Consider the following 23,255-nt stretch of genomic DNA (forward strand, 5'->3'; position numbering starts at 1 on the left):
AGACATAAGCCCCTAGTCTCTTCTTCCAGCCATTCACAAAATCTTTCCAATTTATTTAGGGGGAATTTCATATATTACCATCCCTTTTATGTTAAAATATAGAAAATCAAACTCTAGTAATTAGGATCAACACATCTTTTCCAAATTCATCATTTACTAATAAATGGCGGGAGTGGTTCAGTTGAAAGACTACTTAATTAGAGCATGTTTCGCATTAATAACTGTTGGGATTACTTTACTTATAGCCAATATTTTCAATATACATATAAGCGTAAATCGCTACCCTTTCCTCATCATTATAGCAATCGCCGGCGGTTGGGGCGGCTGGTACCTATTAAAAAAACGTAATACGAATACAGAAAAAGGCATTCCAAAATAATATAGAATGCCTTTTTCTGTATTCTGTTTTTTCCTCCACTCACCTAAACTGGACTAATCATTTGCAACATTTCAATAATGTTGTCATGATTATCCATATATATACATACCATTTTTTATATAAAAATGACATGTGTTTTATAATCAATTATCAATATGTTTGTATTATGGTAACTGCTTCCACTTATTCCCCATAATAGGACGCTTATAGTTTTTCATTTTATTAACTAATTCCTCGGCAGTCTTTGCTGAAACAATTAATTCTTTATTAGATGGATTCATAAAGCCTTCTTCTGCTGCACGGTCGACCATCTGTAAAATTGGTCCATAGAAGTCTTTAATATTTAATAGACCAACTGGCTTATCATGTATACCAATTTGTGACCAACATACCACTTCAAATAGCTCTTCAAATGTTCCATATCCGCCCGGCAGTGCAATAAATGCATCTGCGAGCTCTCCCATTTTCGCTTTACGTTCATGCATTGTCTCAACTTCAATTAACTCTGTTAACCCTGTATGAACGATTTCTCCACGGAATAAACCACGCGGCATAACACCCGTCACACGTCCACCTAAACGAAGAACTTCGTTTGCTACTTCACCCATTAGTCCAACGCATGAACCACCGTATACAAGCTCACAATTGTTTTTAACAAGCACTTTGCCAAGCTGAATCGCTTGCTCTTTAAATTCAGATCTTTCTCCTAAGTTGGAACCTGCAAACACACAAACCTTTCTCATCCCCACACCCCAAAACTATATATTGTTATGATACAATTAATATTGTACAACATATTGAAGGGATGAGAAAGAAATGGATATTGTTGCATTTCAAAGATGGGTTGAGGAATTTTACGAAAAGCGGAGCTGGTCACAGTATAATTCCTTTATTCGCTTAAATTTCTTAACAGAAGAAGTTGGAGAAGTTTCACGCGTTGTGCGTGCTATTGAAATCGGTCGTGATCGCCCAGATGAACAAACAAAGGGACAAGAAGAATTGAAGCTTGAATTAAAAGAAGAGCTCGGAGATGTGCTTGCGAATCTCATTGTTCTTTCGCAAAAATACGATTTAGATTTACAAGACATAATGAACGCGCACGTAGAAAAAATTTCCAAACGATTCGAAACAATCAAATGAGAATATTTATCAATTATGATATGATAGACTTGTCATAATTCAAAGGAGGATTTTATGTTATCTACAAAATTACATGATGCACTTAATGACCAAATGAACTTTGAGTTTTACTCTGCTCACGTTTACATGGCGATGGCCGCTTACTGCACAGCAGAAAGCTACGATGGATTCGCTAACTTCTTCCTGGTACAAGCAGAAGAAGAGCGTTTCCACGCAATGAAGCTTTACAATTACATTAATGATCGCGGTGAACGTGCAATTATCACTGGATTCGAAAATCCAAACAACGAATACGAATCTGTATTAAGTGCTTTTGAAATCGCACTTGAGCATGAGCGTGAAGTAACGAAACGCATTTACAACTTATCTGATATTGCATGGGATGAGCGCGAACATGCGACAATTACATTTTTAAAATGGTTCGTTGACGAACAAGTTGAAGAAGAAGCTTCTTTCGATAGTATCATTCAAAAATTAAAACGCATTACAAGCGATTCGAACGCATTATTTATGCTAGATGCCGAATTAGAGAAACGTACATTTACGCCTCCAGCTGAATAATATTTTTGATCACCTTAATGAATTTGTTAAGGTGATTTTTTATTTCCCTTCTTAATCTCCTTACCTTAACATGTCATTAAAATTAGCTTAAATCTTGATCAATCATACATAGGACTAGCTTGAATAATGGTATGCTTTTCAGTGAAAAGACAATAAGATGCGAGGAGAGAAAAAATGAACCAACGTGTAGAAGCAGTCGATGCAATTCGTGGTTTCGCCTTATTCGGTATTTTGCTCGTTAATATGACTATATTTCAATACGGAATGTTCGGTAGTGAAAAACCAACTTATTTATTTGGAAAACTTGATGAAGGTGCTAACTGGTTTATTCAATTTTTCGGCACGCATAACTTCATTTCCCTATTCTCTTTTTTATTTGGTCTTAGCATTATTTTGTTACAAAAAAGTATTACAGCTAAAGGAAGATCCTTCTTCCCCACTTATATAAGACGTATTATTATTTTGTTAATTCTAGGGTACATTCATGGTGTTTTTATTTGGGACGGAGATATTTTATTCGCATACGGAATTGTAGGGATTTTCTTAATGATGTTTATAAATCGAAAACCGAAAACATTACTTATTTGGGCCTCTATCCTGCTCGCACTAATCATACTCATATCTTACCCTACTGGATCAACTACGAATATGTATGAAGATTTCGCACCATATATCGCAAAGGAGCAACAGGTTCATGAAAATGGAAGTTATATAGGGCATGTTCAGTTCCGTCTGACTGAAAATCCTTTCGAATATATGGGTATTACTGGATTTGTTGGTACATTTTCCTTAACCCTTTTAGTCATTATTTTGATGACCCCTCTTTTCTTATTAGGAATGTATATCGGAAAAAAAGGATGGCTATTTGAAATAGATAAGCACATATCTGCCTTCAAAAAGACTTGGCTTATAAGTGGTATCTTTTCTTTTTCAATAAAAGGCTTAGAATTGCTCACAAATCAGCCATTTCTCACTATGTTAAAAGACAGTGTCGTACCAGTAAGCATGACCTTCTTTTACGGAAGCTCCATTATCTTATTATTCCATTATAAAAAAGCATCACGTCTACTAACATACATGGCTAATATGGGAAAAATGTCGGTTAGTAATTACTTAGCACAATCCATTATCGCGACAACCATTTTTTATGCGTACGGGTTTGGCCTATTCGGTAAAATCGGCTACTTCTTCGGCATCCTTTTAACAATAGGGATTTATACGATTCAACTATTTGCTAGTACCTACTGGCTGCGGAAATATCGGATGGGACCTGTTGAATATGTGTGGAGACTGGGAACTTATTTGGAGAAACCACGATTTAAAAGAAATTTGGATAAAGCAAGCTAAACAAAAAAGCAATGAGCTCACGCGCTCATTGCTTTTCTTATTCTTATAACATAACACCAACGATAACCGCTGATAATATACTTACTAACGTTGCACCGTATACAAGTTTTAATCCGAAAGAAGATACAACGTTTGCTTGTTTTCCATCGATACTCTTCGTTGCACCTGCGATAATTCCAATAGATGAGAAGTTCGCAAATGATACAAGGAAGATTGATAAAATACCTACTGTACGAGCTGATAAATCACCAGCTACTTTTCCTAAATCAAGCATCGCAACAAATTCGTTCGTTACTAATTTCGTTGCCATAATTTGTCCTGCCGTTAGCATCTCTGATGTTGGAATACCCATTACAAATGCTAATGGTGAGAAGATGTATCCTAAAATGCTTTGGAATGTAACTCCGAAAATAGAATCAAATACACCGTTAATTGCTGTAATTAATGCTACGAAACCGATTAACATTGCCGCTACTGTTACAGCAATAGAGAAACCTAACATAATGTATTCGCCTAACATTTCAAAGAATGTTTGCTTCTTGTCTTCTTGTAATTCTAAAATATCGTCTTCTTCTTTCACGTCATATGGATTAATAATATGAACGATAATGAATCCGCTAAATAAGTTTAGTACAAGTGCTGTTACTACATATTTCGGATCAATCATTTTCATATAAGAACCGACGATTGACATCGATACTGTTGACATTGAAGATGCACATAGTGTGTATAAACGATTTTTTGGTAATTTGCTTAATTGATCTTTTACTGTAATAAATACTTCACCTTGACCGACAATTGCCGCTGCTACTGCATTGTATGATTCTAATTTCCCTAGACCATTTATTTTACTTAATACGAAACCGACTGCACGAATGATAATCGGTAAAATTTTAATATGTTGTAAAATACCAATTAATACTGCTAAGAAAATAATTGGTAATAATACTGTTAAGAAGAATGGTGCTTGTCCATCATTTGCTAGACCACCAAATACGAAATTAACCCCTGCTTCCGCATATTTCAAAATTGCACCGAATCCATCTGCAACACCTTTTACTAACACATACCCGACCTTTGTATTTAGTAAGAAATAAGCGAGTGCTAATTGAATAACAAGCATAATTGCAATTGGTTTATACTTAATTTTCTTACGATCTGAACTTACAAGGAAACCTAGTACAAATACTACAAGTAAACCAACTAAAAACATTACCAGCTTCATATGTGAATCCTCCACTTCCCATGAGTTATCGGTCGTATAACGAATGACGTCTGACCATTGATGTTAAAAAATAAGAGCCCCAAAAATACTATTTGCTTTAAACTGTAATCTAAAATCAGTAAGCGTTTGCATAAATTGCAATTTATAACAGGTAGTTTCTTCTTCCCTACCGTATTTAAAGTCTGAAATTGATACCACCTACAAACCAAATTGTAAGCGTTATCTAATTGAAATGCAACATAATTCTTCAATTAATTCATATGTAAATTTATTCCTCGAAAAAATTGGAGTTTACATGTAAATATTCACTCAGAATAAAACAGATGGCCTCGGGATAATAACCAAGACCACTTTATCAATTCTATAACATAACACCAACGATAATCGCTGATAATATACTTACTAATGTTGCACCATATACAAGTCGTAATCCGAATGATGAAACGACATTTGATTGGTTTTCATCGATCCCTTTCGTTGCACCTGCGATAATTCCGATAGATGAGAAGTTCGCAAATGATACAAGGAATACTGAAAGAATACCAACTGTACGAGCCGATAATTCTCCACCAACTTTTCCAAGGTCAAGCATCGCAACAAATTCGTTTGATACCAATTTCGTTGCCATAATTTGTCCCGCAGTTACCATTTCTGATTGCGGAATACCCATTACAAATGCAAGTGGTGAGAAGATATATCCTAAAATAGCTTGGAATGTGATTCCGAAAATAGAATCGAATAAGCTATTGATTGCTGTAATTAATGCTACGAAACCAAGTAACATCGCTGCTACTGTAATCGCAATTGTGAAACCAAGCATAATATATTCGCTCAGCATCTCAAAGAATGATTGCTTTTTCTTATTTTCTAACTGCAGTGTATCTTCTTCTTCCGTAATGTCGTACGGATTAATAATATGAATGATAATGAAACCACTAAATAAGTTTAATACAAGCGCCGTCACAACATATTTCGGTTCAATCATTTTCATATATGATCCAACAATCGACATCGATACTGTCGACATAGAAGATGCACATAATGTATATAAACGATGTTTCGGGATTTTGCTTAATTGATCTTTTACTGTAATAAATACTTCTGCTTGTCCAACAATTGCAGCTGCTACCGCATTATATGATTCTAGCTTTCCTAAACCATTTACTTTACTTAACAGGGTACCAACTGAACGAATAAATATCGGTAAAATTTTAAAGTGTTGTAGAATTCCAATCAATACGGCAAAGAACACAATTGGTAATAACGCCGTTAAGAAGAATGAAACTTCCCCTTTATTAACAAGACCACCGAATACGAAAACGATTCCAGATTCCGCATATGTAAGAAGTGCTCCAAATCCATCTGAAATTCCCTTTACTAAAATATAACCAACTTGCGTATTTAATAAGAAATATGATAATGCCAACTGAATAACAAGCATAACCAAGATTGGTTTATACTTAATTTTCTTTCGATCCGCACTTATAAGAAAACCGAGTATGAATACAACAAGTAATCCTACAAGAAACATAACAAACTTCATATATAAAATCCTCCATTTAAACCTTCTTCAACGTTTCCTAAAGTTTTTTAACGTTGAACGTCTGACTACGTAAAACAAGGAATAATCCGAACTTTCCATTCATCACTCAAAATACATAAACAATAGATATAATTCGTCAAAACTCTTATCTCCGAAGCCATTATCCATTCTAACATAAATTCTGTTTTACATCTTCATATTTCTAAAAAAAATTACATTTTCTTATCAAACTCAAGTTAATGTTCGTCTTTTACCTCATTCCACCTAATTTATCTCCAACAAAAAACGAGCATCAAGGTCAACTTGATGCTCGTTTCACATTTCATTATACAGCTTTTTCTTTTTCTGACACTGACTTGTCCCAGCATTCTGTATTTGTTAAACCTGGAATAGAATCTGCACTGAAGACTGGATCTTTTCCTTGTTTCTTTTGTTTCACATAGTCTGTTAATGCAGCGTATGCAAATCGCCCAAGAAGTGTAATCGCAATTAAATTTGTGATTACCATTAGACCCATAAATAAGTCTGCCATATTCCATACGACTTGAAGCGTCGCAACAGAACCGAATAGTACCATTCCAATTACCGCAATACGATAGATTGTTAACCAAGTTTTACTTTGTTTAATGAATTCAATATTCGTTTCACCATAATAATAGTTTCCTAGAAGTGAACTAAATGCAAATAAGAAAATAATAATCGCTAAGAAGCTACTTGCCCATGGGCCAATTTGCGAACTTAATGCATTTTGTGTTAATTCAATTCCTTCTAAGTTTGTTGCCTTATATGCACCAGAACATAATACGATAAATGCTGTTGATGTACATACTAAAAATGTATCTACTAAAACTCCAATTGTTTGAATAAATCCTTGTTTCGCTGGATGCGTTACATCTGCTGTCGCAGCCGCATTTGGTGCACTACCCATACCTGCTTCATTCGCAAATAATCCACGCTGAATACCAAACTTCATTGCAGCTCCGATACCGCCACCTACAGCTGAATCTAAACCGAATGCCCCTTTAAAGATTTCTGTGAAAACATCTGGTAGTAAATAGAAGTTTTTAATAACAACGAAAACAGCTACTGCAATATAAAGAATTGCCATTGGTGGAACAATCATTTCTGACATACGTGCAATACTTTTAACACCGCCAAAAATAATAATCGCGACTAATACAGCTAATACAATCCCTACAACGTAACGCTCTAAACCGAAAGCATTTTTAAATGCTAGCGTAACTGTATTTGCCTGTACTGAGTTGAAAATTAAACCGTAACTAATTGTGATTAGAATAGAAAACCAAATTCCCATCCAACGTTTATTTAGACCTTTTTCCATATAATAAGCAGGACCACCACGGAAGCCACTGCCATCTTTTATTTTATAAATCTGTGCAAGTGTACTCTCTACAAAGCTTGAAGATGCTCCGATAATTGCAATTACCCACATCCAAAATACTGCGCCAGGTCCTCCCATAGAAATCGCTAACGCTACACCAGCTAAGTTCCCAATCCCAATGCGGGCTGCTGAACTCATACAGAAAGCTTGGAAAGAAGATACGCTACCCTTTTTACGTGTCTTTCCAGTTAATCCATCACTCATTAATCGTACCATTTCGCCTAGATGGGTAATTTGTACGAATTTCAATTTAATAGAAAAATAAAGCCCTAAGCCTATTAACATTGCGATAAGAATATATGACCAAAGAATCGTATTCGTTGATGAAACGAACTGTTCTAAAATATTCATACTGTTAGTCCCCTCCCTTTTTTCCTCATAAATTGAATTATATTTAAAAAATATTCAAAAATCAACATTTTTCGACAGGTTATTGCTTCCAAATGTTAGGTTTTGTAACACAGTTGTGTTACTTGTTAAGAAATATGACTTGTTATTTCTAGAAACGCACATAATAAAACAATACATAATTTTATAAACAAAGTCATTGACAAAAACACAATCCTGTAACTATAATTGTTACATCAGGTTGTAACAAACCTAATTACAAGACATTCATTCATTTTCAGATATACACTTTTAACAAAAATTGGAGGGATTCCTTATGAAAATCGGAATTATTGGAGCAAATGGAAAAGCAGGAAGTCGCATTTTAAAAGAAGCATTAGATCGCGGACATGAAGTAACTGCAATCGTCAGAAACGCTGCAAAAATTACAGAAGATAATGTAAAAGTTTTAGAGAAAGATGTATTCGCCCTTACATCTAATGACCTTCAAGAATTTGATGTAGTTGTAAACGCATTCGGCGCTCCAGCCGGTAAAGAACATCTTCACGTAGATGCAGGAAACGTACTAATTGAAGCAATGAAAGATGCACCGAGCACAAAATTACTTGTTGTTGGAGGCGCTGGAAGTTTATTTGTAGACGAAGCAAAAACAACACGTGTATTTGAAACACCAGGTTTCCCAAATGAATACCTTGCAACTGCTCAAAACCAAGGTAAAAACTTAGAAATTTTACAACAAACAAACGATATCACTTGGACGTTCATCAGCCCTTCTGCATTATTCGCATTAGGAAAGCGTACTGGTTCTTACAAAGCAGGTAAAGATAATCTTCTTGTTAACTCAAAAGGTGATAGCTATGTAAGTTACGAAGACTTCGCTGTAGCCACACTTGATGAAATTGAAAATCCAAAACACGTAAACGAACGCTTCACAGTTGTTTCAGAAGCTGAATAATAGAAAAAAAGCTCGTAAACATAATGTTTACGAGCTTTTTTTCTATACTTGTTCTAACTCATTTAAAATGATTTTAAAAGAAATTTCTTCTCTCCATAAATCACTTCTAACGGTACTTCCGTTACTTTCTTATTTCCATAAGGATATTTTTCCATTTACTATTTCTCTACCGTAAGAAAGTAATACTTCTTCAGCAGAGTCAAAAAAGCATTGGCAAATGCCAATGCTTTTCATTACCTTTTATCTTGGTTTGGTTTATGTGGCTGATTTGGTTTATGTGGTCCTTCAGACTTTTTCCAACTTACCGCTAATTCTGGACTTGTTTTCTCTTCACTGCGCTCCAATAATACAACCGCATTTTGAATTGTTGGTGTTCCTTTATGTGCAATTCCTTGTAATTTCGTTAAATTTCCTGATACTTTAAAGCTAAATCCACCCGATGGCGTCTGTTTCGGAATTAAAATACGGAACTTCTCTTCTACATTAAATTCTGTTTTTGTTTCACCTTTTTCATTTACAAATTTCACGCCCTCTGGGGCACCAGTTGCTTGCACTTTATATGTTCCACTTTTTGCATTTGTTTGTACTGTGTATAAACCAGTTTCAAAGAACTCATCTTTTAATACAGCTTCTTGTTCTTCTGAAGGCGTTACACTCATCGTAATTTCTTGCAATTCTTCACTACTATTTGCTTTTGCAACAATATCTTTCGTTACTTTTTCTACATTTTTATTACGAAATTCTAAATCATTAATATCAATTTGTTTTAACGCATTCCAAACAGCAAGTTGCGTTGCGTAATGTGCATCTCTCCAATCAGAAACACCTAATTCTTGCGGGCTCTTCTGTGGATATCCATTTAATAATACACGGTAAACATTAATATCGACTTTCCCCATTTCAGGTAAGTCTTGACCGCTTGGAGATTTCAAATCTACATTTAAGCAAAAAGCAATTTTGCCATCTGCGGTTTTAATAAGCTCTGTTCGAATTGGTTTCTTCTTTGACTTACTATAACTCCAATCCATTTGATACTTCGTGTGATCCATAACTTCTGCGGACGCTTTTTGAAGTGGGAATAATAAGTTCGCAAATACAAATAAAACACTCAAAACAGCGGCCATTATCTTGAACGATCGTTTTATATTCATGTTTACAACCCCTTATAAAATAACAAATTTACTACTGTTTATTATTTAGTTAGAAAGATTTTTTATGCATATGCAAAATAAAAAAAGAGCGCAAAATGTGAACTGCACCCCAATTGTTAGACACAGTCTAACAATTGGAGGTGCAGTTTTTCTATGGCTAAATTTACAGCTGATGAAAAAATACAAATCGTTCTACGTTATTTGAACGGAAATGAAAGTTATCGAGAAATGGGTAGATCGCTCGGTATAAGTGACACAATCATTTTGAATTGGGTAAACCAATATAAACAGAATGGTCTGGAAGCTTTTCTAAAACGATGTACAAATTACACACAACAATTTAAACTAGACGTACTAAACTTTATGATTGAAAACGGTATGTCCTTATTTGAGACGGCAGCTATCTTTAATATTCCTGCCCCTTCAACGATTTCTGTTTGGAAAAAACAGCTCGAAACACAAGGAATTGATGCCCTTCAATCTAAGAAAAAGGGGCGTCCATCCATGAAAAAAGATTCAAATAAACAATTAAAACAACCTTTAGCTGAAGGGTCAGTCGAAGCACTTGAAGCACGCATTAAACAGCTTGAGATGGAAAATGAGTACTTAAAAAAGTTAAATGCCTTAGTTCAAAACAAGGAAAAATCACAAAACAAGACAAAGCGCAAGTAGTCTATGAATTAAGGCATAAATATTCGGTGAAGGCACTCGTGGAGCTAGCTACTATTCCTCGAAGCACGTATTATGATTTAGTAAAGAAAATGAATCGTCCAGATGTAGATGCCGATTTGAAAGCTGAGATTAAAGCGATTTATGAGGAAAATGAAGGTCGTTATGGTTACCGTCGCATTCGTGATGAATTAACGAATCGTGGCCAGAAAGTGAACCACAAGAAGGTTCAGCGTATTATGAAAGAGCTTGGGTTAAAGTGTGTTGTGCGTATGAAGAAATATAAATCCTATAAAGGAAAAGTCGGTAGAATTGCACCGAATATTTTAGAGCGTAATTTTCATACAGATGCACCGAATCAAAAGTGGGTAACAGACATCACAGAGTTTAAATTGTTTGGAGAAAAACTGTATGTATCACCTGTATTAGATTTGTATAATGGTGAAATTATTACCTATACAATTGGTTCTAGACCGACGTATTCGCTTGTTTCAGACATGTTAGAGAAAGCATTGGAACGTTTACCTGAAACCCACCAGCTACTGATGCATTCGGATCAAGGATGGCATTATCAAATGAGACAGTACGTCCGTACTCTTGAATCAAGAGCTATCGTCCAGAGTATGTCTCGAAAAGGCAACTGTTACGACAACGCAGTAATAGAAAATTTCTTTGGGATTATGAAGTCGGAGTTCCTCTACATAAAAGAATTTGAAAATGTAGAGCACTTTAAAATAGAATTAGAAAAATATATAGATTATTATAATACGAAACGGATTAAGGCAAAATTAAAAATGAGCCCGGTACAATACCGGACTCACTTTTATCAAGCTGCCTAATGAAATAACCGTGTCTAACTTTTAGGGGTCACTTCAAATGTTTTGCACTCTTTTTTGCTTCTTTCTATTAGAAATCAAAGTTATCTGGATCTGGACCGACGCGATGATTTTCATTTAATGCATCAATTCGTTCCATATCCTCTTTTGTTAGCTCAAAATTAAAAATATTTGCATTCGCAATAATGCGGTGTTCTTTTGTTGATTTTGGAATTGTTACAACTTCATTTTGAAGATCCCAACGTAAAATAACTTGAGCTGTTGTTTTACCGTGTTTATCAGCAATCTCTTGTAAAACTTCATTGTCTAATAGTTGACCTTGCATAAGTGGTGACCATGCTTCCATTTGAATACCTTGCTCTTTACAGAAAGCTTGTAATTCTTTTTGCGTTAAACGAGGGTGATATTCCACTTGGTTAATCATCGGCTTAATCTCTGCATCTTCCAGTACGTCTTTCAGATGATGGATCTGGAAGTTACTTACACCAATTGCACGTACACGATCTTCTTTATAAAGCGTTTCTAACGCTCTCCACGTATCTTTATATTTCCCTTCTACAGGCCAATGAACAAGATATAAATCTAAATAGTCTAGCTCTAATTTTTTTAAACTTTCTTCATACGCAGCAATTGTCGTTTCATACCCTTGATCTGCATTCCACACTTTTGAAGTAATAAATAAATCTTCTCGAGAAATCCCTGCTTCTTTTATCCCTGCACGAATTCCCTCTCCAACTGCTTTTTCGTTTCCATAAATCGCAGCTGTATCGATACTACGGTATCCGGCTTTAATCGCCGCCTTTACAGCCTCTACAAGTTCTGGTCCGTCTTCTACTTTAAATACACCTAAACCGAACCAAGGCATTTCTACACCATTATGCAATGTTGTTGTACTTTGTAAATTTTTCATTATATTTATCTCTCCTTTATTTCACTTGATCTCTTTTTTCTAATGCCATACTCCAAGCTGTTAACATAACAGCGCCTACTACCATAATGCCGCCTACCCAGGCTGTATGAATCAAGCCTAATGAATTCGTTACAATACCACCTAAATAAGCACCGAGGGCAATTCCTGCGTTAAATGCTGCAATATTAATCGCCGATGCCACATCGACAGCGCTAGGTACGAATCGTTCAGCCAATATAACGGCATATACTTGTAGTCCTGGAACATTCATAAATGCAAATAGCCCCATGAAAATAATTGTGATTAACCCCGCAACTTTAAATGGTGCTGTAAATGTTAAAACAAATAATACAATCGCTTGAATAAAGAACATGTAAAATAGCGCTCGAATTGGATTATGATTCGATAATTTTCCGCCGACCATATTCCCAATCGCAATTGCAATCCCATACACTAACAAAATAATTGTAACGGTACTTGCTTTAAATCCTGTTACTTCTTGTAATAACGGAGATAAATACGTAAATGTTACGAATGTTCCCCCGTATCCTAATGCAGTAATGATGAAAACAAGTAATAGTCTTCCATTCGTAATCAGTTTCAATTGATCACGAAATGATACAGACGTACCTTTTTTTAAGTTAGATGGAATTAACATACTGTTTGCGATTAAGGCAACGATTCCAATTACCACAATCACCATAAAAGATGCTCTCCAGCCAAATTGTTGACCAATAAATGTTCCAATTGGTACACCTGTAATGGTCGCAACGGTTAAACCAGTAAACATAAATGCAATTGCACTAGCACGTTTATTCTCTGGTACAAGTGCAGCCGCAATTGTGGATCCAATCGACATAAAAACGCCATGTGCGAAAGCAGATACAACCCTCGCGATAAGTAGCACAGTAAAACTTGTTGCTACTGCCGCAATTCCATTACCAATAATGAAAATAATCATAATCCACATTAATAACGTCTTTCGCGACATACTAGCTGTTAACGACGTTAAAACTGGAGCACCAAATGCTACTCCTAATGCATATAAAGAAACGGTTAGACCCGCTGTTGTAACAGAAACATGTAAATCCTCCGAAATAGATGGTAATAAGCCGACACTAATAAATTCGGTTGTACCAATTCCAAATGCACTAATTGCTAGCGCTAATAAAGCAAACATACTTCTTCGATTCGTCCGAACTTCCGAAGATGATACTGTATATGAATTCAATTGAACTCCTCCTTAATACGAGAAATCCAATCATAATAGTGTGATAAAAAGGCCTTTTTATCTTCTACAAAAATAATTTTACTGCTGATACATGCTATTATGAATGGCTTCACTCTTTTTTTGAAGAACGCACTTTAAAGTACGATAGGTACCAAAAAGTAACATAGGTACTTTTTAGTACCGTACTACTCATTTACCTCTTACTTGTGCTATTATGAAACATATTCAACATGATAAAAAGTACGTACTTTAAAGTGCTATAGGCACTTTTTAGTAACATTTAAATTATTTAGCTTCTTTTGTTGAAGAACTGAAACCTACATTCATCAAAGGAGATTTTTATATGAAGAAATATAATATTCCCGTCGAGGCGACTTTAGAGGTTATCGGCGGAAAATGGAAAGTCGTTATTCTTTGCCACTTAACGAAAGGTACAAAGAGAACGAGTGAATTAAAGCGTTTAATGCCTGGTATTACACAAAAGATGTTAACGCAGCAACTACGTGAATTAGAGGAAGATGGAGTTATTCAAAGAAAGGTATACAATCAAGTACCACCAAAAGTAGAATATTCCCTTACTGACTACGGTTGGTCTTTAGAATCGATTCTTGATTCTCTTTGCACTTGGGGCGAGTGCCATCTTGAAAAAAGCGGTAACACATCGATGCTAATTACAGAGGGTGAACAATAAGAAAAAGAAAAAAAGAACATAAATTTGTTCTTTTTTTCCTTTTTTTCTACATATATATGTACATTTCTAACCTAAACAAAATAATTTATGCGCTTTCATGCCTTGTCAGTACTAGGTTACAGGCTCAATATCAAATAATTAGGAATCATTTTTATGTTAACATACGTGTATATAGTATATAATATAGGATATATATTATATACACTTTCCGATAAGGGAACTTTCCATTATGCGGACAAGCCATGTATCGGACAGTTCATAAATAATAGGTAAGACACTATGGTTTTAGATTTATGATTTCAGCTTATTTGCTGCCATAAATTTAAAGGCATTTTATTGTGTTTTGTGAAACTTTGTATAAAGTTTCGCAAACAGTTACTATCTTACCTATCAAAAATAAGAGTATTGCTATCGTAAAGGAGAATTGGAGATGCCAGAAACTATGACTCAAACAAAGCCAGAACAAGAAACTGTACAAATTTCTGCTAGCCAAGGACAACTTGATGTACTTGATCAGTTGTTAAAACCTGAGGTACAAGAATCATTAACAACACTAGTAGAACAGCTTCCAAAATTAACTGAGCTTGTTAACATTTTAACTAAGTCTTATGACTTCGCTCAAACTGTTGCTACTGATGAAGTATTAAAAAGCGACACTGTTGGTGCAATCCAAGAGCTTGTAGAACCTGTAAAAGATACAGTGAAAAGCATGGCTGCAACTGCAATCGAAGCGAAAGATCGTGCTGACGAAAGTAACGAAGTTATTGGCCTATTCGGTCTATTAAAATTACTAAAAGACCCACAAGCACAAAAAATGTTCCGCTTTGTGAACGCATACCTTCAAATTAGTGCAGAACGTAACAATAAATAATTTAACTTATAACAACAATTAGTAAAGACGGGGGATATCATACTATGTCAAAACAAATTGTCATCTTAGGCGCTGGTTATGGCGGTCTTCTTGCCGCTTTAAACGTACGTAAATATTACAGCAAATCAGAAGCACAAGTTACAGTGATTAACCAATACCCAACACACCAAATCATCACTGAACTACACCGCCTTGCAGCTGGTAACGTTGCTGAGCAAGCAATTGCAATGCCACTTACAAAGCTTTTCAAAGGCAAAGACATCGATCTTAAAATTGCAACAGTTGAGTCATTCTCAGTTGATAGCAAAGAAATCAAACTAGCTGGTGGCACTACTTTATCTTACGATGCACTTGTAGTTGCTTTAGGAAGTAAAACTGCTTACTTCGGTATTCCAGGACTAGAAGAAAACAGCATGGTATTAAAATCTGCTGCTGATGCAAACAAAATCTACAAACACGTTGAAGACCGTATTCGTGAATACGCGAAAACGAAAAACGAAGCTGATGCTACAATCGTAATCGGTGGTGGCGGATTAACTGGCGTTGAGCTAGTCGGTGAGCTTGCTGACATTATGCCTAAACTTGCAAAAAGCCACGGCGTAAATCCAAAAGAAGTTAAACTTCTTCTTGTTGAAGCAGGTCCAAAAATCCTTCCTGTATTACCAGACCACTTAATCGAACGTGCAACTACTAGCCTAGAAGCACGCGGTGTTACATTCTTAACTGGTCTTCCTGTAACAAACGTTGCTGGCAATGAAATTGACTTAAAAGACGGTCAAAAACTTGTTGCTAACACATTCGTTTGGACAGGTGGCGTACAAGGTAACCCATTAATCGGCGAATCAGGTCTTGAAGTAAACCGTGGTCGTGCAACAGTTGATGCATACCTACAATCTACTTCTCATAAAGACGTATTCGTTGCTGGAGACAGCGCTGTTGTCTTCGCTCCAGACGGACGTCCATACCCACCAACTGCACAAATCGCTTGGCAAATGGGTGAGTTAATTGGATACAACTTATACGCAGCACTAGAAGGCAAAGCATTCGAAGAGTTCGCACCTGTAAACTCTGGAACACTTGCTAGTCTAGGACGTAAAGATGCTGTTGCTACAATCGGAGCAAGCAATACTCCACTTAAAGGCCTACCAGCATCATTAATGAAAGAAGCAAGTAACGTTCGTTACTTATCACACATTAAAGGTCTATTCAGCCTAGCTTATTAATCTGAATGTAAGCCCGAGTCATGCCCAGCATGATTCGGGCTTTTTTGTCCGTAATTATATATATTTTTTATTCGGCAGAAGAACGATATAATCCTTTCGAGTTATCATAATATACTGACTTTTTTGTGTCAAAATTGTGTATATGAAAAGAGTGAAAGTATCTTCCCTACTTCCACTCTTCCACAAAAACTATTATCCTAATTTCACTAAGCTGTAATTCTTTTTCCCTTTACGAATAATAATAAATCTTCCATCAAATGAATCTTGAGCTGTCACATCCGTACTCACATCGGTCACTTTTACACCATTCATAGAAATGGCTCCATTATTAATATCTTCACGCGCTTGACGCCTAGAAGGTTCAATCCCTAAATCAACTAGCCACTCAACAATATTTTTCGTTTCTTTTGAAGCGTGGAAAGTTGGCATCTCTTTAAAGCCTTGTTCAATTTCATCAGCAGTTAACGATTTAATATCTCCACTAAATAATGCTAATGTAATTTTTACCGCTTGCGTGAATGCATCCTCTCCATGAACAAACTTCGTCATTTCTTCCGCTAATACTTTTTGTGCTTCACGCTTATGAGGTTCCATTTCTACCTTCACTGCTAATTCATCAATTCTCTCTTTCGTTAAGAACGTAAAGTATTTCAAGTATTTAATTACATCACGGTCATCTGTATTCACCCAGAACTGGTAAAATTCAAACGGTGTTGTTTTTTCAGGATCAAGCCAAACCGCACCACCTGCTGATTTACCAAACTTCGTACCGTCAGATTTTAATAATAACGGAATTGTTAATCCGAATACTTTCGCCTCATGACCTTCTAACTTACGAATTAAATCTAATCCGCTCGTAATATTTCCCCATTGATCACTACCACCGATTTGCAGTTGAACATCTTCTTTTGTGTATAAATGATGGAAATCCATCGCTTGCAAGATTTGGTACGTAAATTCCGTGAAAGAAATTCCTGTATCTAAACGACTTGCTACAATATCTTTCGCTAACATGCTATTGATACTAAAGTTTTTCCCGTAATCACGTAAAAACTCGATAATGTTTATTTCATGTGTCCAGTCATAGTTATTTACCATCTTTACTTCGCTATTCCCACCAAAATCAAATAGCTTTTTCATTTGCGCTGTTAACGCATCCACATTATGCTGAACTACTTCTAACGTTTGAAGTTGACGCTCTGATTGACGTCCACTTGGATCACCAATTGTTCCTGTTGCCCCACCAATTAAAATAACAGGATGATGACCAGCTAATTGGAATCTCTTCATCATCATAAACGGAATTAAATGTCCGATATGCATACTATCGCCAGTCGGATCAACTCCGCAGTATAGTGAAATCTTTTTCTCCTCTACTAGCTTACGTAAACCTTCTTCATCCGTGTGTTGATTAACGGCACCGCGCCATTCTAATTCATCAATAATATTCATTTTTTGTCATCCCCTTTATTTTTTCAAAACAAAAAAGCCCCTATGTCTACGATAGACATAGGGACGATTATTCACCGTGTTACCACCCAGTTTGCATAAATAGCATAGCTACTCATACCACTCTCAGCAATAATATCGATTGCTACTCCGCTTAGCATTACCTAAGATACTCCAGAGTGTAATTCACAGATTTGTTTGTGCTAGGTTCCATCAACCCCTAGCTTTCTCGATAACAGTGACAAACTGCTACTGGGCTCTTTCAACGTATTGTATATGTTAAATTATTAGCCATTATATTGAATTGAAAACAAATTGTCAACATTACCCAAATGTTATTTTAAAATAATTCATACTCTTATATGTTTTTATTTCAAAAATTATTGTATATCTTCTCCAATAATCCTTACTTCTCTCTCTAATTTCACGCCAAATTTTTCTTCTACTGTTTTTTGTACAAAATGAATTAAATCGATGTAATCTTGCGCAGTTCCGTTATCAACATTCACCATAAAGCCAGCGTGTTTCAGAGAAACTTCTACACCGCCAATTCGCTTACCTTGCAGTCCTGATTCTTGAATAAGCTTACCCGCAAAATTATTTGGTGGACGCTTAAACACACTACCACATGAAGGATACTCTAAAGGCTGTTTTGATTCACGTTTAAACGTTAAATCATCCATCTTTTCCTTAATCTCTTCACGTATACCTTCTTCAAGTTCAAATTTTGCTTCAAGTATAATGTAATGATTGTTAGCAAAAGTACTTTTGCGATACCCAAACTCGAAGTCATCTTTCGTTAAAGTACGTAACTCTCCATCACCTGTCATTACGATAGCTTCCGTTAACACGTATGCAACCTCACCGCCGTATGCACCGGCATTCATATATAACGCTCCGCCAACTGAACCAGGTATACCACAAGCAAATTCAAGTCCTGTTAAACAGTGATCTAACGCAATACGTGATACATCAATAATTGCTGCACCGCATTGTGCTACAATCGTTGTTCCTGTCACATTCACATCTGTAATATGAATTAAACTTACTGTAATCCCGCGAATACCGCCGTCTTTTATAATGACATTAGAACCATTTCCTAAAAACGTAACTGGAACATTATATTGGTTTGCATACTTTATAACTTCTTGAATCTCATCATAAGAAGTAGGGGCAACGAACACATCTGCTTTTCCACCCACTTTAATATGCGTATGATTCTTTAACATTTCATCTTGCTTCACATGACCTTCAGGTAATACTGTACTTAAATATTTATAAACCTCTTGCATATTCATTTTACGATTCCTCTATTTCTATAATCTTTTTATCCCGCTAATGACGGGCCATAATATCCCCACATAGAAATGCGTTACAAATAAAAAGTTTAAGTGGTGGACAAACTACACGTAAAACCATAATCAGAAAGGACTAATCAATACTTCACCTTATATACGATTATATAAAAAACAAATCAAAATCACACACAATATGAACCTCTTAATTTATAATGTGTGCCACTCATATTAAAATATATATTTCCCAATAAAGCAACCCACAGGAAGCTTTAAAAAACAGATACAACGAAACGGACATAAAACTTTCAAAATAAAAAGGATAAAGATTTCACTATCCTCTTAGTATCTAACTATAACATACAAAATAATAGAGGGTTTTTTTTGTATTTTTTACTTTATTTACATACAAAAGAGCACATCCCATGGAATGTGCTCTCTTTATAATCTTTCATTACTTATCGTTTTCTTCTTTTTCCTTATCAAACCATAATAGCTCATCGTCATCCACTTCACCATTATAGTTAATTAGAATCTCTTCTCCTGCTTTTATATCTGTGTAAGCAAAGAAGTTAAACGTATGATTCTCAAAAACGATTTCATACGTTGCATTCGGCTTATACGAGTGATTAAATAACATACCATATCCTAAAAGGATTGCCGTATGATTTATCCCATACTCAAATGCATAGTCAGCAAGTAACGTTTTCTCAATGTGTTCATGCTGTTCATTCGGATAAGAAATAACTGGTGCTGCGTGTATTAACTCACCCTTTTTAATATCACGAGTTGCAAATACACCTCTATTAAATTCTCCATCACTAAGTTCAGAAGTCTTAACTTCAATCATATGCGTCACCTATATAATTCTTTCTTTGAAGTATTTTATCCCGCTATCCGCGGGGTTCGACTAATAATCAGTAGAGTATGACCCTAATGATTATAGTTTCACTTTATCTCCTTAAGCTTGGCAGAAAACTCAAAGAAAAGCAATTAAATTCCTATCAAGTATTCGTTTAAATGAAAAAAGAGCACATTATTTGTGCTCTTTTAAAGCGATATTATTTTTCTTGAATATCTTCTAACAACTTTACTTGTTGGCTAACAGTATGTAACGTCTTCACCGATATATCATTTCTATCTTCTTCTTCCACACTCGCTAACACTTCTTCCGTAGCCGCAGACGTTTATTGCATAACATTAGAAGCATGTGCAACATCCTTCACGATATTCGTCGTTTTAACTTGGAAATTTTCTTGCTTTCTGCACTTAATTACTTCAACTTAAATACCGCACTCACTGGGTTATGATCACTATTTTCAAACTTTAAATCTTTCCCTTGTACATTTACAATCTCCACATTCGGCGAAACGATAAAACCATCAATAATCGTGACAAAATTTTCGCCTTCTACATATTTCTTCACATCATCTCTCACAGTCATAACAGAAGGGTCTACAGCCCACTTAAATCCTCCGTCAGTAAAATCTTTCGGCAACTCTACTAACCATTCTGGACGCTCTTTAACAAACTTCGGATCACTTAGCTGAGCGTTAGAAACTAATTGATTCCAGTCTCCACCCATTATTACATAATCACCATTTTCATAATGCTTGTTCATATATTTTTTTAAATACTCTACTTGCTGCTTTCTAATTTTTCCACCTTCATCATAAGCAGACAAATGTAAGTTTACGAGCCTAACATTTTTCCCATTATTAACCGGGATTTTATATTCAACAATCGCTCGATCTAAATCAAATAAACGCTTTGGCCAAGGCTCCATTCCTGGTAATTGGAACCTCTTCGCTGTTTGAACTTTATATTTAGAAAATGTACTCAATCCTGCCTCAGCATATCCCATCGGACTTGTAATTGGCACAGGAACCCATTTTGTATCATAGTTCTTTCCGAATGACGAAGCATAATCGGGTAATCCTTTTTTCAAAAATTCATGTTCATTTATATCAAATGAGCGAAGCGATTTTATATCTACTTCTTGTAATAAAGAAAAATCACTATTCTCACTTTGTAAAAACGAAAGCATATTCTTTAAGTTAACTTCAGTCTGTTCTTTACTACTTGAACCAGATCCCTTTCCCCCATCCATAAAGAAATCTTGATCCTTATCTAATCCAGCGTAGCCAATATTGAATGTCGTGACTTTAAGTTCATTCCCTTGCTCTAATACGCGCTCCTTATTGTTTTCCACCTTCAAACTTATAACATCAGCCGGCTGTTCTTTTGTAAGTGTCATATATCCTAAAAATCCACCTAAAATGCCCGCTCCTACTAAAATACATATAAGTATTACTTTTAAAAATTTCTTCAAACAAACGACTCCTTTTTTTAAAATGCCGGTTTATTTTTCTTTATTTTCAGTCAAATCAAAGTACATTACAAACATACGAAATATTTTACCATAAGAAAAACTTCATATCATTATATTTAATTAAAAAGTAATTGTTGCAACCCTTACTTCAATCACCTTAAAATTCCATCATAAATATAAAAAAAATGCAGGACTGTGAGCAAACTACAATCACTCCTTTACTGTATAAATTTGATACAACCATTATGCTGGCTAACCTTTTATATCTCGACTAAAAATAGGAGATATATTACAAAGAACGCGTAAAAATTCTTTATGAGGACATACAAAGATTATTATAAAAGAGAGAGGAAGCTTAACTGTGCAGACAAAAAATATAGATAAAAAAATCGAAGTAATCGTTAATTATTTTAATGCCGTAGATGCAAAAGATTTTGAATCTGTCTCATCACTATTTGATCAAAATGTTGAGGTTTTCTTCCCACAATCCGGATTGTTAAAAGGATTAGACTCATTCAATGCACTAAATCGAGAATTAACAAAGCTCATCGTTTCTCTTGACCATGATATAGAGAATTTTACATATATAATATCAGATACAAAAATCGCGGTGGAAGGTACAGAAAGTGGTACTTTACAAAACAATCAATCATTTAAAGATAATAAATTTTGCAGTGTATTTGAAATAGATTCCACAACACTGTTAATAAAAAGAATGTATGTTTATACCGATCCTAATTTTGGTACTTCTCATTAATAAAAACACATATTTATTGAAAATCCTATATCATATTTAGTACACTATAAATAGAATTTATAGGCGATGGAGTTCGCCATAATCGCTGCTTAGCTAATGACTCCTACCAGTTTAACTACTGGTAGGAGTCTATTTTTTTGAACAAACTATTTAAAGAGGTGAGAAAATTGATTTATATTATCGTTGGTATAGCCGGTATATTAGGAGCCCTTTCCCGTTATTATTTAAGTCTTAATATTCATGTATTTTGGCATCATTCGTTTCCATTAGCTACATTACTTATTAACTTGATTGGCTGCTTCTTATTAGCATGGCTAACAACTTACATTGCTCGTCTAAATATCCTTCCTTCTGCAATGATCACTGGGATCGGAACTGGATTTATCGGCTCGTTTACAACGTTTTCAACATTCAGTGTAGAAACTGTGCAATTAATCAATCATTCCGAATGGAGCATAGCCTTCTTATATGTATCATGTAGCATACTCGGCGGCCTCATTATGTCTGGCCTTGGTTATACACTTGGAGATTTCTTAATTAAGAAAAAGCTTACGGAAGGTGATTACTCATGATGGGAGCATTATTAGTGGCAACTGGAGGATTCTTCGGTGCGATTACTCGATTTACAATTAGCAATTGGTTTAAAAAGAGAAATCAGACTTCATTTCCAATTGCTACATTTCTCATTAATATAACAGGGGCATTTTTACTCGGATATATAATGGGCAACGGAATCGCTACAGACTGGCAATTATTATTAGGTACTGGATTTATGGGGGCATTCACTACATTTTCGACGTTTAAATTAGAAGCCGTTCAGCTTCTCAATCGTAAAAACTTTATCACATTCCTTTTATATTTAAGTACTACTTACATAATTGGTATCCTCTTCGCATTCCTCGGAATGAAGCTCGGTGGAATATAAAAAAGCGACTGCTTC

General features: G+C 35.3%; 23 protein-coding genes, 1 pseudogene, 1 riboswitch and 1 other annotated feature. Of the genes and pseudogenes, 12 read left to right on the forward strand and 12 right to left on the reverse strand.

The window, feature by feature from the left end; all coding sequences use genetic code 11:
- Positions 1-181 precede the first annotated feature (181 nt).
- Positions 182-379: a hypothetical protein gene (locus DJ93_RS10740; protein WP_042980771.1), complete on the forward strand. Its 198-nt coding sequence runs from the start codon at positions 182-184 to the stop codon at positions 377-379.
- Positions 380-543: 164 nt separating this feature from the next.
- On the opposite strand, the gene DJ93_RS10745 is transcribed toward DJ93_RS10740, so the two are convergent.
- Complete coding sequence (locus DJ93_RS10745) at positions 544-1,122, reverse strand: LOG family protein (RefSeq protein ID WP_042980773.1); 579 nt, start codon at positions 1,120-1,122, stop codon at positions 544-546.
- Between the two features lie 73 nt (positions 1,123-1,195).
- Here DJ93_RS10745 and DJ93_RS10750 point away from each other — a divergent pair, with 73 nt between their 5' ends.
- The 3 genes from DJ93_RS10750 to DJ93_RS10760 all read left to right on the forward strand — a co-directional run bounded on the left by DJ93_RS10750 (position 1,196) and on the right by DJ93_RS10760 (position 3,427).
- On the forward strand, positions 1,196-1,519 hold the full coding sequence (locus tag DJ93_RS10750; protein ID WP_042980775.1) for a MazG nucleotide pyrophosphohydrolase domain-containing protein: 324 nt from the start codon (positions 1,196-1,198) through the stop codon (positions 1,517-1,519).
- A gap of 54 nt (positions 1,520-1,573) precedes the next feature.
- Entirely contained in the window at positions 1,574-2,080 is a 507-nt protein-coding gene (locus tag DJ93_RS10755) for a ferritin (RefSeq protein WP_016112449.1), read from the forward strand.
- 174 nt (positions 2,081-2,254) lie between these two features.
- The gene (locus DJ93_RS10760) at positions 2,255-3,427 is read left to right on the forward strand and encodes a DUF418 domain-containing protein (RefSeq protein ID WP_042980776.1); all 1,173 of its coding nucleotides are present in this window, start codon (positions 2,255-2,257) and stop codon (positions 3,425-3,427) included.
- A 43-nt stretch (positions 3,428-3,470) separates the two neighbouring features.
- Here DJ93_RS10760 and DJ93_RS10765 read toward each other — a convergent pair whose 3' ends face one another.
- The 3 genes from DJ93_RS10765 to DJ93_RS10775 form a co-directional block, all read right to left on the reverse strand.
- A complete protein-coding gene (locus DJ93_RS10765; protein WP_042980778.1) occupies positions 3,471-4,652 on the reverse strand; it encodes a NupC/NupG family nucleoside CNT transporter in 1,182 nt (393 codons plus the stop codon).
- A 361-nt stretch (positions 4,653-5,013) separates the two neighbouring features.
- On the reverse strand, positions 5,014-6,195 hold the full coding sequence (locus tag DJ93_RS10770; protein WP_042980779.1) for a NupC/NupG family nucleoside CNT transporter: 1,182 nt from the start codon (positions 6,193-6,195) through the stop codon (positions 5,014-5,016).
- A 325-nt stretch (positions 6,196-6,520) separates the two neighbouring features.
- On the reverse strand, positions 6,521-7,948 hold the full coding sequence (locus DJ93_RS10775) for an alanine/glycine:cation symporter family protein (RefSeq protein WP_042980780.1): 1,428 nt from the start codon (positions 7,946-7,948) through the stop codon (positions 6,521-6,523).
- Between the two features lie 313 nt (positions 7,949-8,261).
- Between DJ93_RS10775 and DJ93_RS10780 the strand changes: the two genes are divergently transcribed.
- Positions 8,262-8,900, forward strand: coding sequence for an NAD(P)-dependent oxidoreductase (locus DJ93_RS10780; protein ID WP_042980783.1), 639 nt, complete (start codon positions 8,262-8,264; stop codon positions 8,898-8,900).
- 233 nt (positions 8,901-9,133) lie between these two features.
- Here the strand turns inward: DJ93_RS10780 and DJ93_RS10785 are convergent, their stop codons facing one another.
- The gene (locus tag DJ93_RS10785; RefSeq protein WP_042980784.1) at positions 9,134-10,051 is read right to left on the reverse strand and encodes a thioester domain-containing protein; all 918 of its coding nucleotides are present in this window, start codon (positions 10,049-10,051) and stop codon (positions 9,134-9,136) included.
- Between the two features lie 153 nt (positions 10,052-10,204).
- On the opposite strand from DJ93_RS10785, the gene DJ93_RS30425 reads away from it, so the two are divergent.
- Positions 10,205-11,559 (forward strand): IS3 family transposase gene (locus DJ93_RS30425; protein WP_085959128.1). Its coding sequence is split into 2 segments (ribosomal slippage): positions 10,205-10,658 and positions 10,658-11,559, totalling 1,356 coding nucleotides; the frame shifts between segments, so codons are not numbered across the junction.
- Between the two features lie 67 nt (positions 11,560-11,626).
- Here the strand turns inward: DJ93_RS30425 and DJ93_RS10800 are convergent.
- Together DJ93_RS10800 and DJ93_RS10805 are read right to left on the reverse strand one after the other, a co-directional pair.
- Positions 11,627-12,466 carry an aldo/keto reductase gene (locus tag DJ93_RS10800; RefSeq protein WP_042980785.1) on the reverse strand — a complete coding sequence of 280 codons (840 nt, stop codon included), beginning with the start codon at positions 12,464-12,466 and terminating at the stop codon, positions 11,627-11,629.
- A 16-nt stretch (positions 12,467-12,482) separates the two neighbouring features.
- Positions 12,483-13,646 (reverse strand): MFS transporter, encoded by a 1,164-nt coding sequence (locus DJ93_RS10805; protein WP_181969206.1) that lies wholly within the window; start codon positions 13,644-13,646, stop codon positions 12,483-12,485.
- A 394-nt stretch (positions 13,647-14,040) separates the two neighbouring features.
- On the opposite strand from DJ93_RS10805, the gene DJ93_RS10810 reads away from it, so the two are divergent.
- The 3 genes from DJ93_RS10810 (at position 14,041) to DJ93_RS10820 (ending at position 16,482) form a co-directional block, all read left to right on the forward strand.
- A complete protein-coding gene (locus DJ93_RS10810; RefSeq protein WP_000760478.1) occupies positions 14,041-14,388 on the forward strand; it encodes a winged helix-turn-helix transcriptional regulator in 348 nt (115 codons plus the stop codon).
- Positions 14,389-14,818: 430 nt separating this feature from the next.
- A complete protein-coding gene (locus DJ93_RS10815; RefSeq protein WP_017153317.1) occupies positions 14,819-15,259 on the forward strand; it encodes a DUF1641 domain-containing protein in 441 nt (146 codons plus the stop codon).
- A 44-nt stretch (positions 15,260-15,303) separates the two neighbouring features.
- Complete coding sequence (locus DJ93_RS10820; protein ID WP_000043194.1) at positions 15,304-16,482, forward strand: NAD(P)/FAD-dependent oxidoreductase; 1,179 nt, start codon at positions 15,304-15,306, stop codon at positions 16,480-16,482.
- Positions 16,483-16,674: 192 nt separating this feature from the next.
- Here the strand turns inward: DJ93_RS10820 and tyrS are convergent, their stop codons facing one another.
- The 5 genes and pseudogenes from tyrS to DJ93_RS10840 all read right to left on the reverse strand — a co-directional run bounded on the left by tyrS (position 16,675) and on the right by DJ93_RS10840 (position 21,558).
- Positions 16,675-17,934, reverse strand: coding sequence for a tyrosine--tRNA ligase (gene tyrS / locus DJ93_RS10825; protein WP_042980789.1), 1,260 nt, complete (start codon positions 17,932-17,934; stop codon positions 16,675-16,677).
- A 56-nt stretch (positions 17,935-17,990) separates the two neighbouring features.
- Positions 17,991-18,206: a binding site (T-box leader), on the reverse strand.
- Between the two features lie 105 nt (positions 18,207-18,311).
- Entirely contained in the window at positions 18,312-19,229 is a 918-nt protein-coding gene (gene murB, locus DJ93_RS10830; protein WP_042980790.1) for a UDP-N-acetylmuramate dehydrogenase, read from the reverse strand.
- Between the two features lie 451 nt (positions 19,230-19,680).
- Positions 19,681-20,076 carry an SET domain-containing protein gene (locus DJ93_RS10835; protein WP_042980791.1) on the reverse strand — a complete coding sequence of 132 codons (396 nt, stop codon included), beginning with the start codon at positions 20,074-20,076 and terminating at the stop codon, positions 19,681-19,683.
- Positions 20,077-20,287: 211 nt separating this feature from the next.
- Positions 20,288-20,485, reverse strand: a pseudogene (locus tag DJ93_RS30430) (DUF4077 domain-containing protein); the annotation flags it as partial.
- Between the two features lie 14 nt (positions 20,486-20,499).
- Positions 20,500-21,558 carry an endonuclease/exonuclease/phosphatase family protein gene (locus DJ93_RS10840; protein WP_042980792.1) on the reverse strand — a complete coding sequence of 353 codons (1,059 nt, stop codon included), beginning with the start codon at positions 21,556-21,558 and terminating at the stop codon, positions 20,500-20,502.
- Positions 21,559-21,919: 361 nt separating this feature from the next.
- Between DJ93_RS10840 and DJ93_RS10845 the strand changes: the two genes are divergently transcribed.
- The 3 genes from DJ93_RS10845 (at position 21,920) to crcB (DJ93_RS10855) (ending at position 23,240) form a co-directional block, all read left to right on the forward strand.
- Positions 21,920-22,315, forward strand: a complete 396-nt coding sequence (locus tag DJ93_RS10845) for a nuclear transport factor 2 family protein (RefSeq protein ID WP_052109556.1) — start codon at positions 21,920-21,922, stop codon at positions 22,313-22,315.
- A gap of 53 nt (positions 22,316-22,368) precedes the next feature.
- Positions 22,369-22,428: riboswitch (Fluoride riboswitch) on the forward strand.
- Positions 22,429-22,482: 54 nt separating this feature from the next.
- Positions 22,483-22,887 carry a fluoride efflux transporter CrcB gene (gene crcB / locus DJ93_RS10850; protein WP_042980794.1) on the forward strand — a complete coding sequence of 135 codons (405 nt, stop codon included), beginning with the start codon at positions 22,483-22,485 and terminating at the stop codon, positions 22,885-22,887.
- Positions 22,884-23,240: a fluoride efflux transporter CrcB gene (gene crcB / locus DJ93_RS10855; protein WP_042980796.1), complete on the forward strand. Its 357-nt coding sequence runs from the start codon at positions 22,884-22,886 to the stop codon at positions 23,238-23,240. Before crcB (DJ93_RS10850) ends, crcB (DJ93_RS10855) begins: the two co-directional genes overlap by 4 nt.
- The last annotated feature ends 15 nt before the right edge of the window (positions 23,241-23,255 follow it).

The sequence above is a fragment of the Bacillus clarus genome, assembly GCF_000746925.1.
In the GTDB taxonomy this organism is placed as follows: Bacteria; Bacillota; Bacilli; order Bacillales; family Bacillaceae_G; genus Bacillus_A; species Bacillus_A clarus.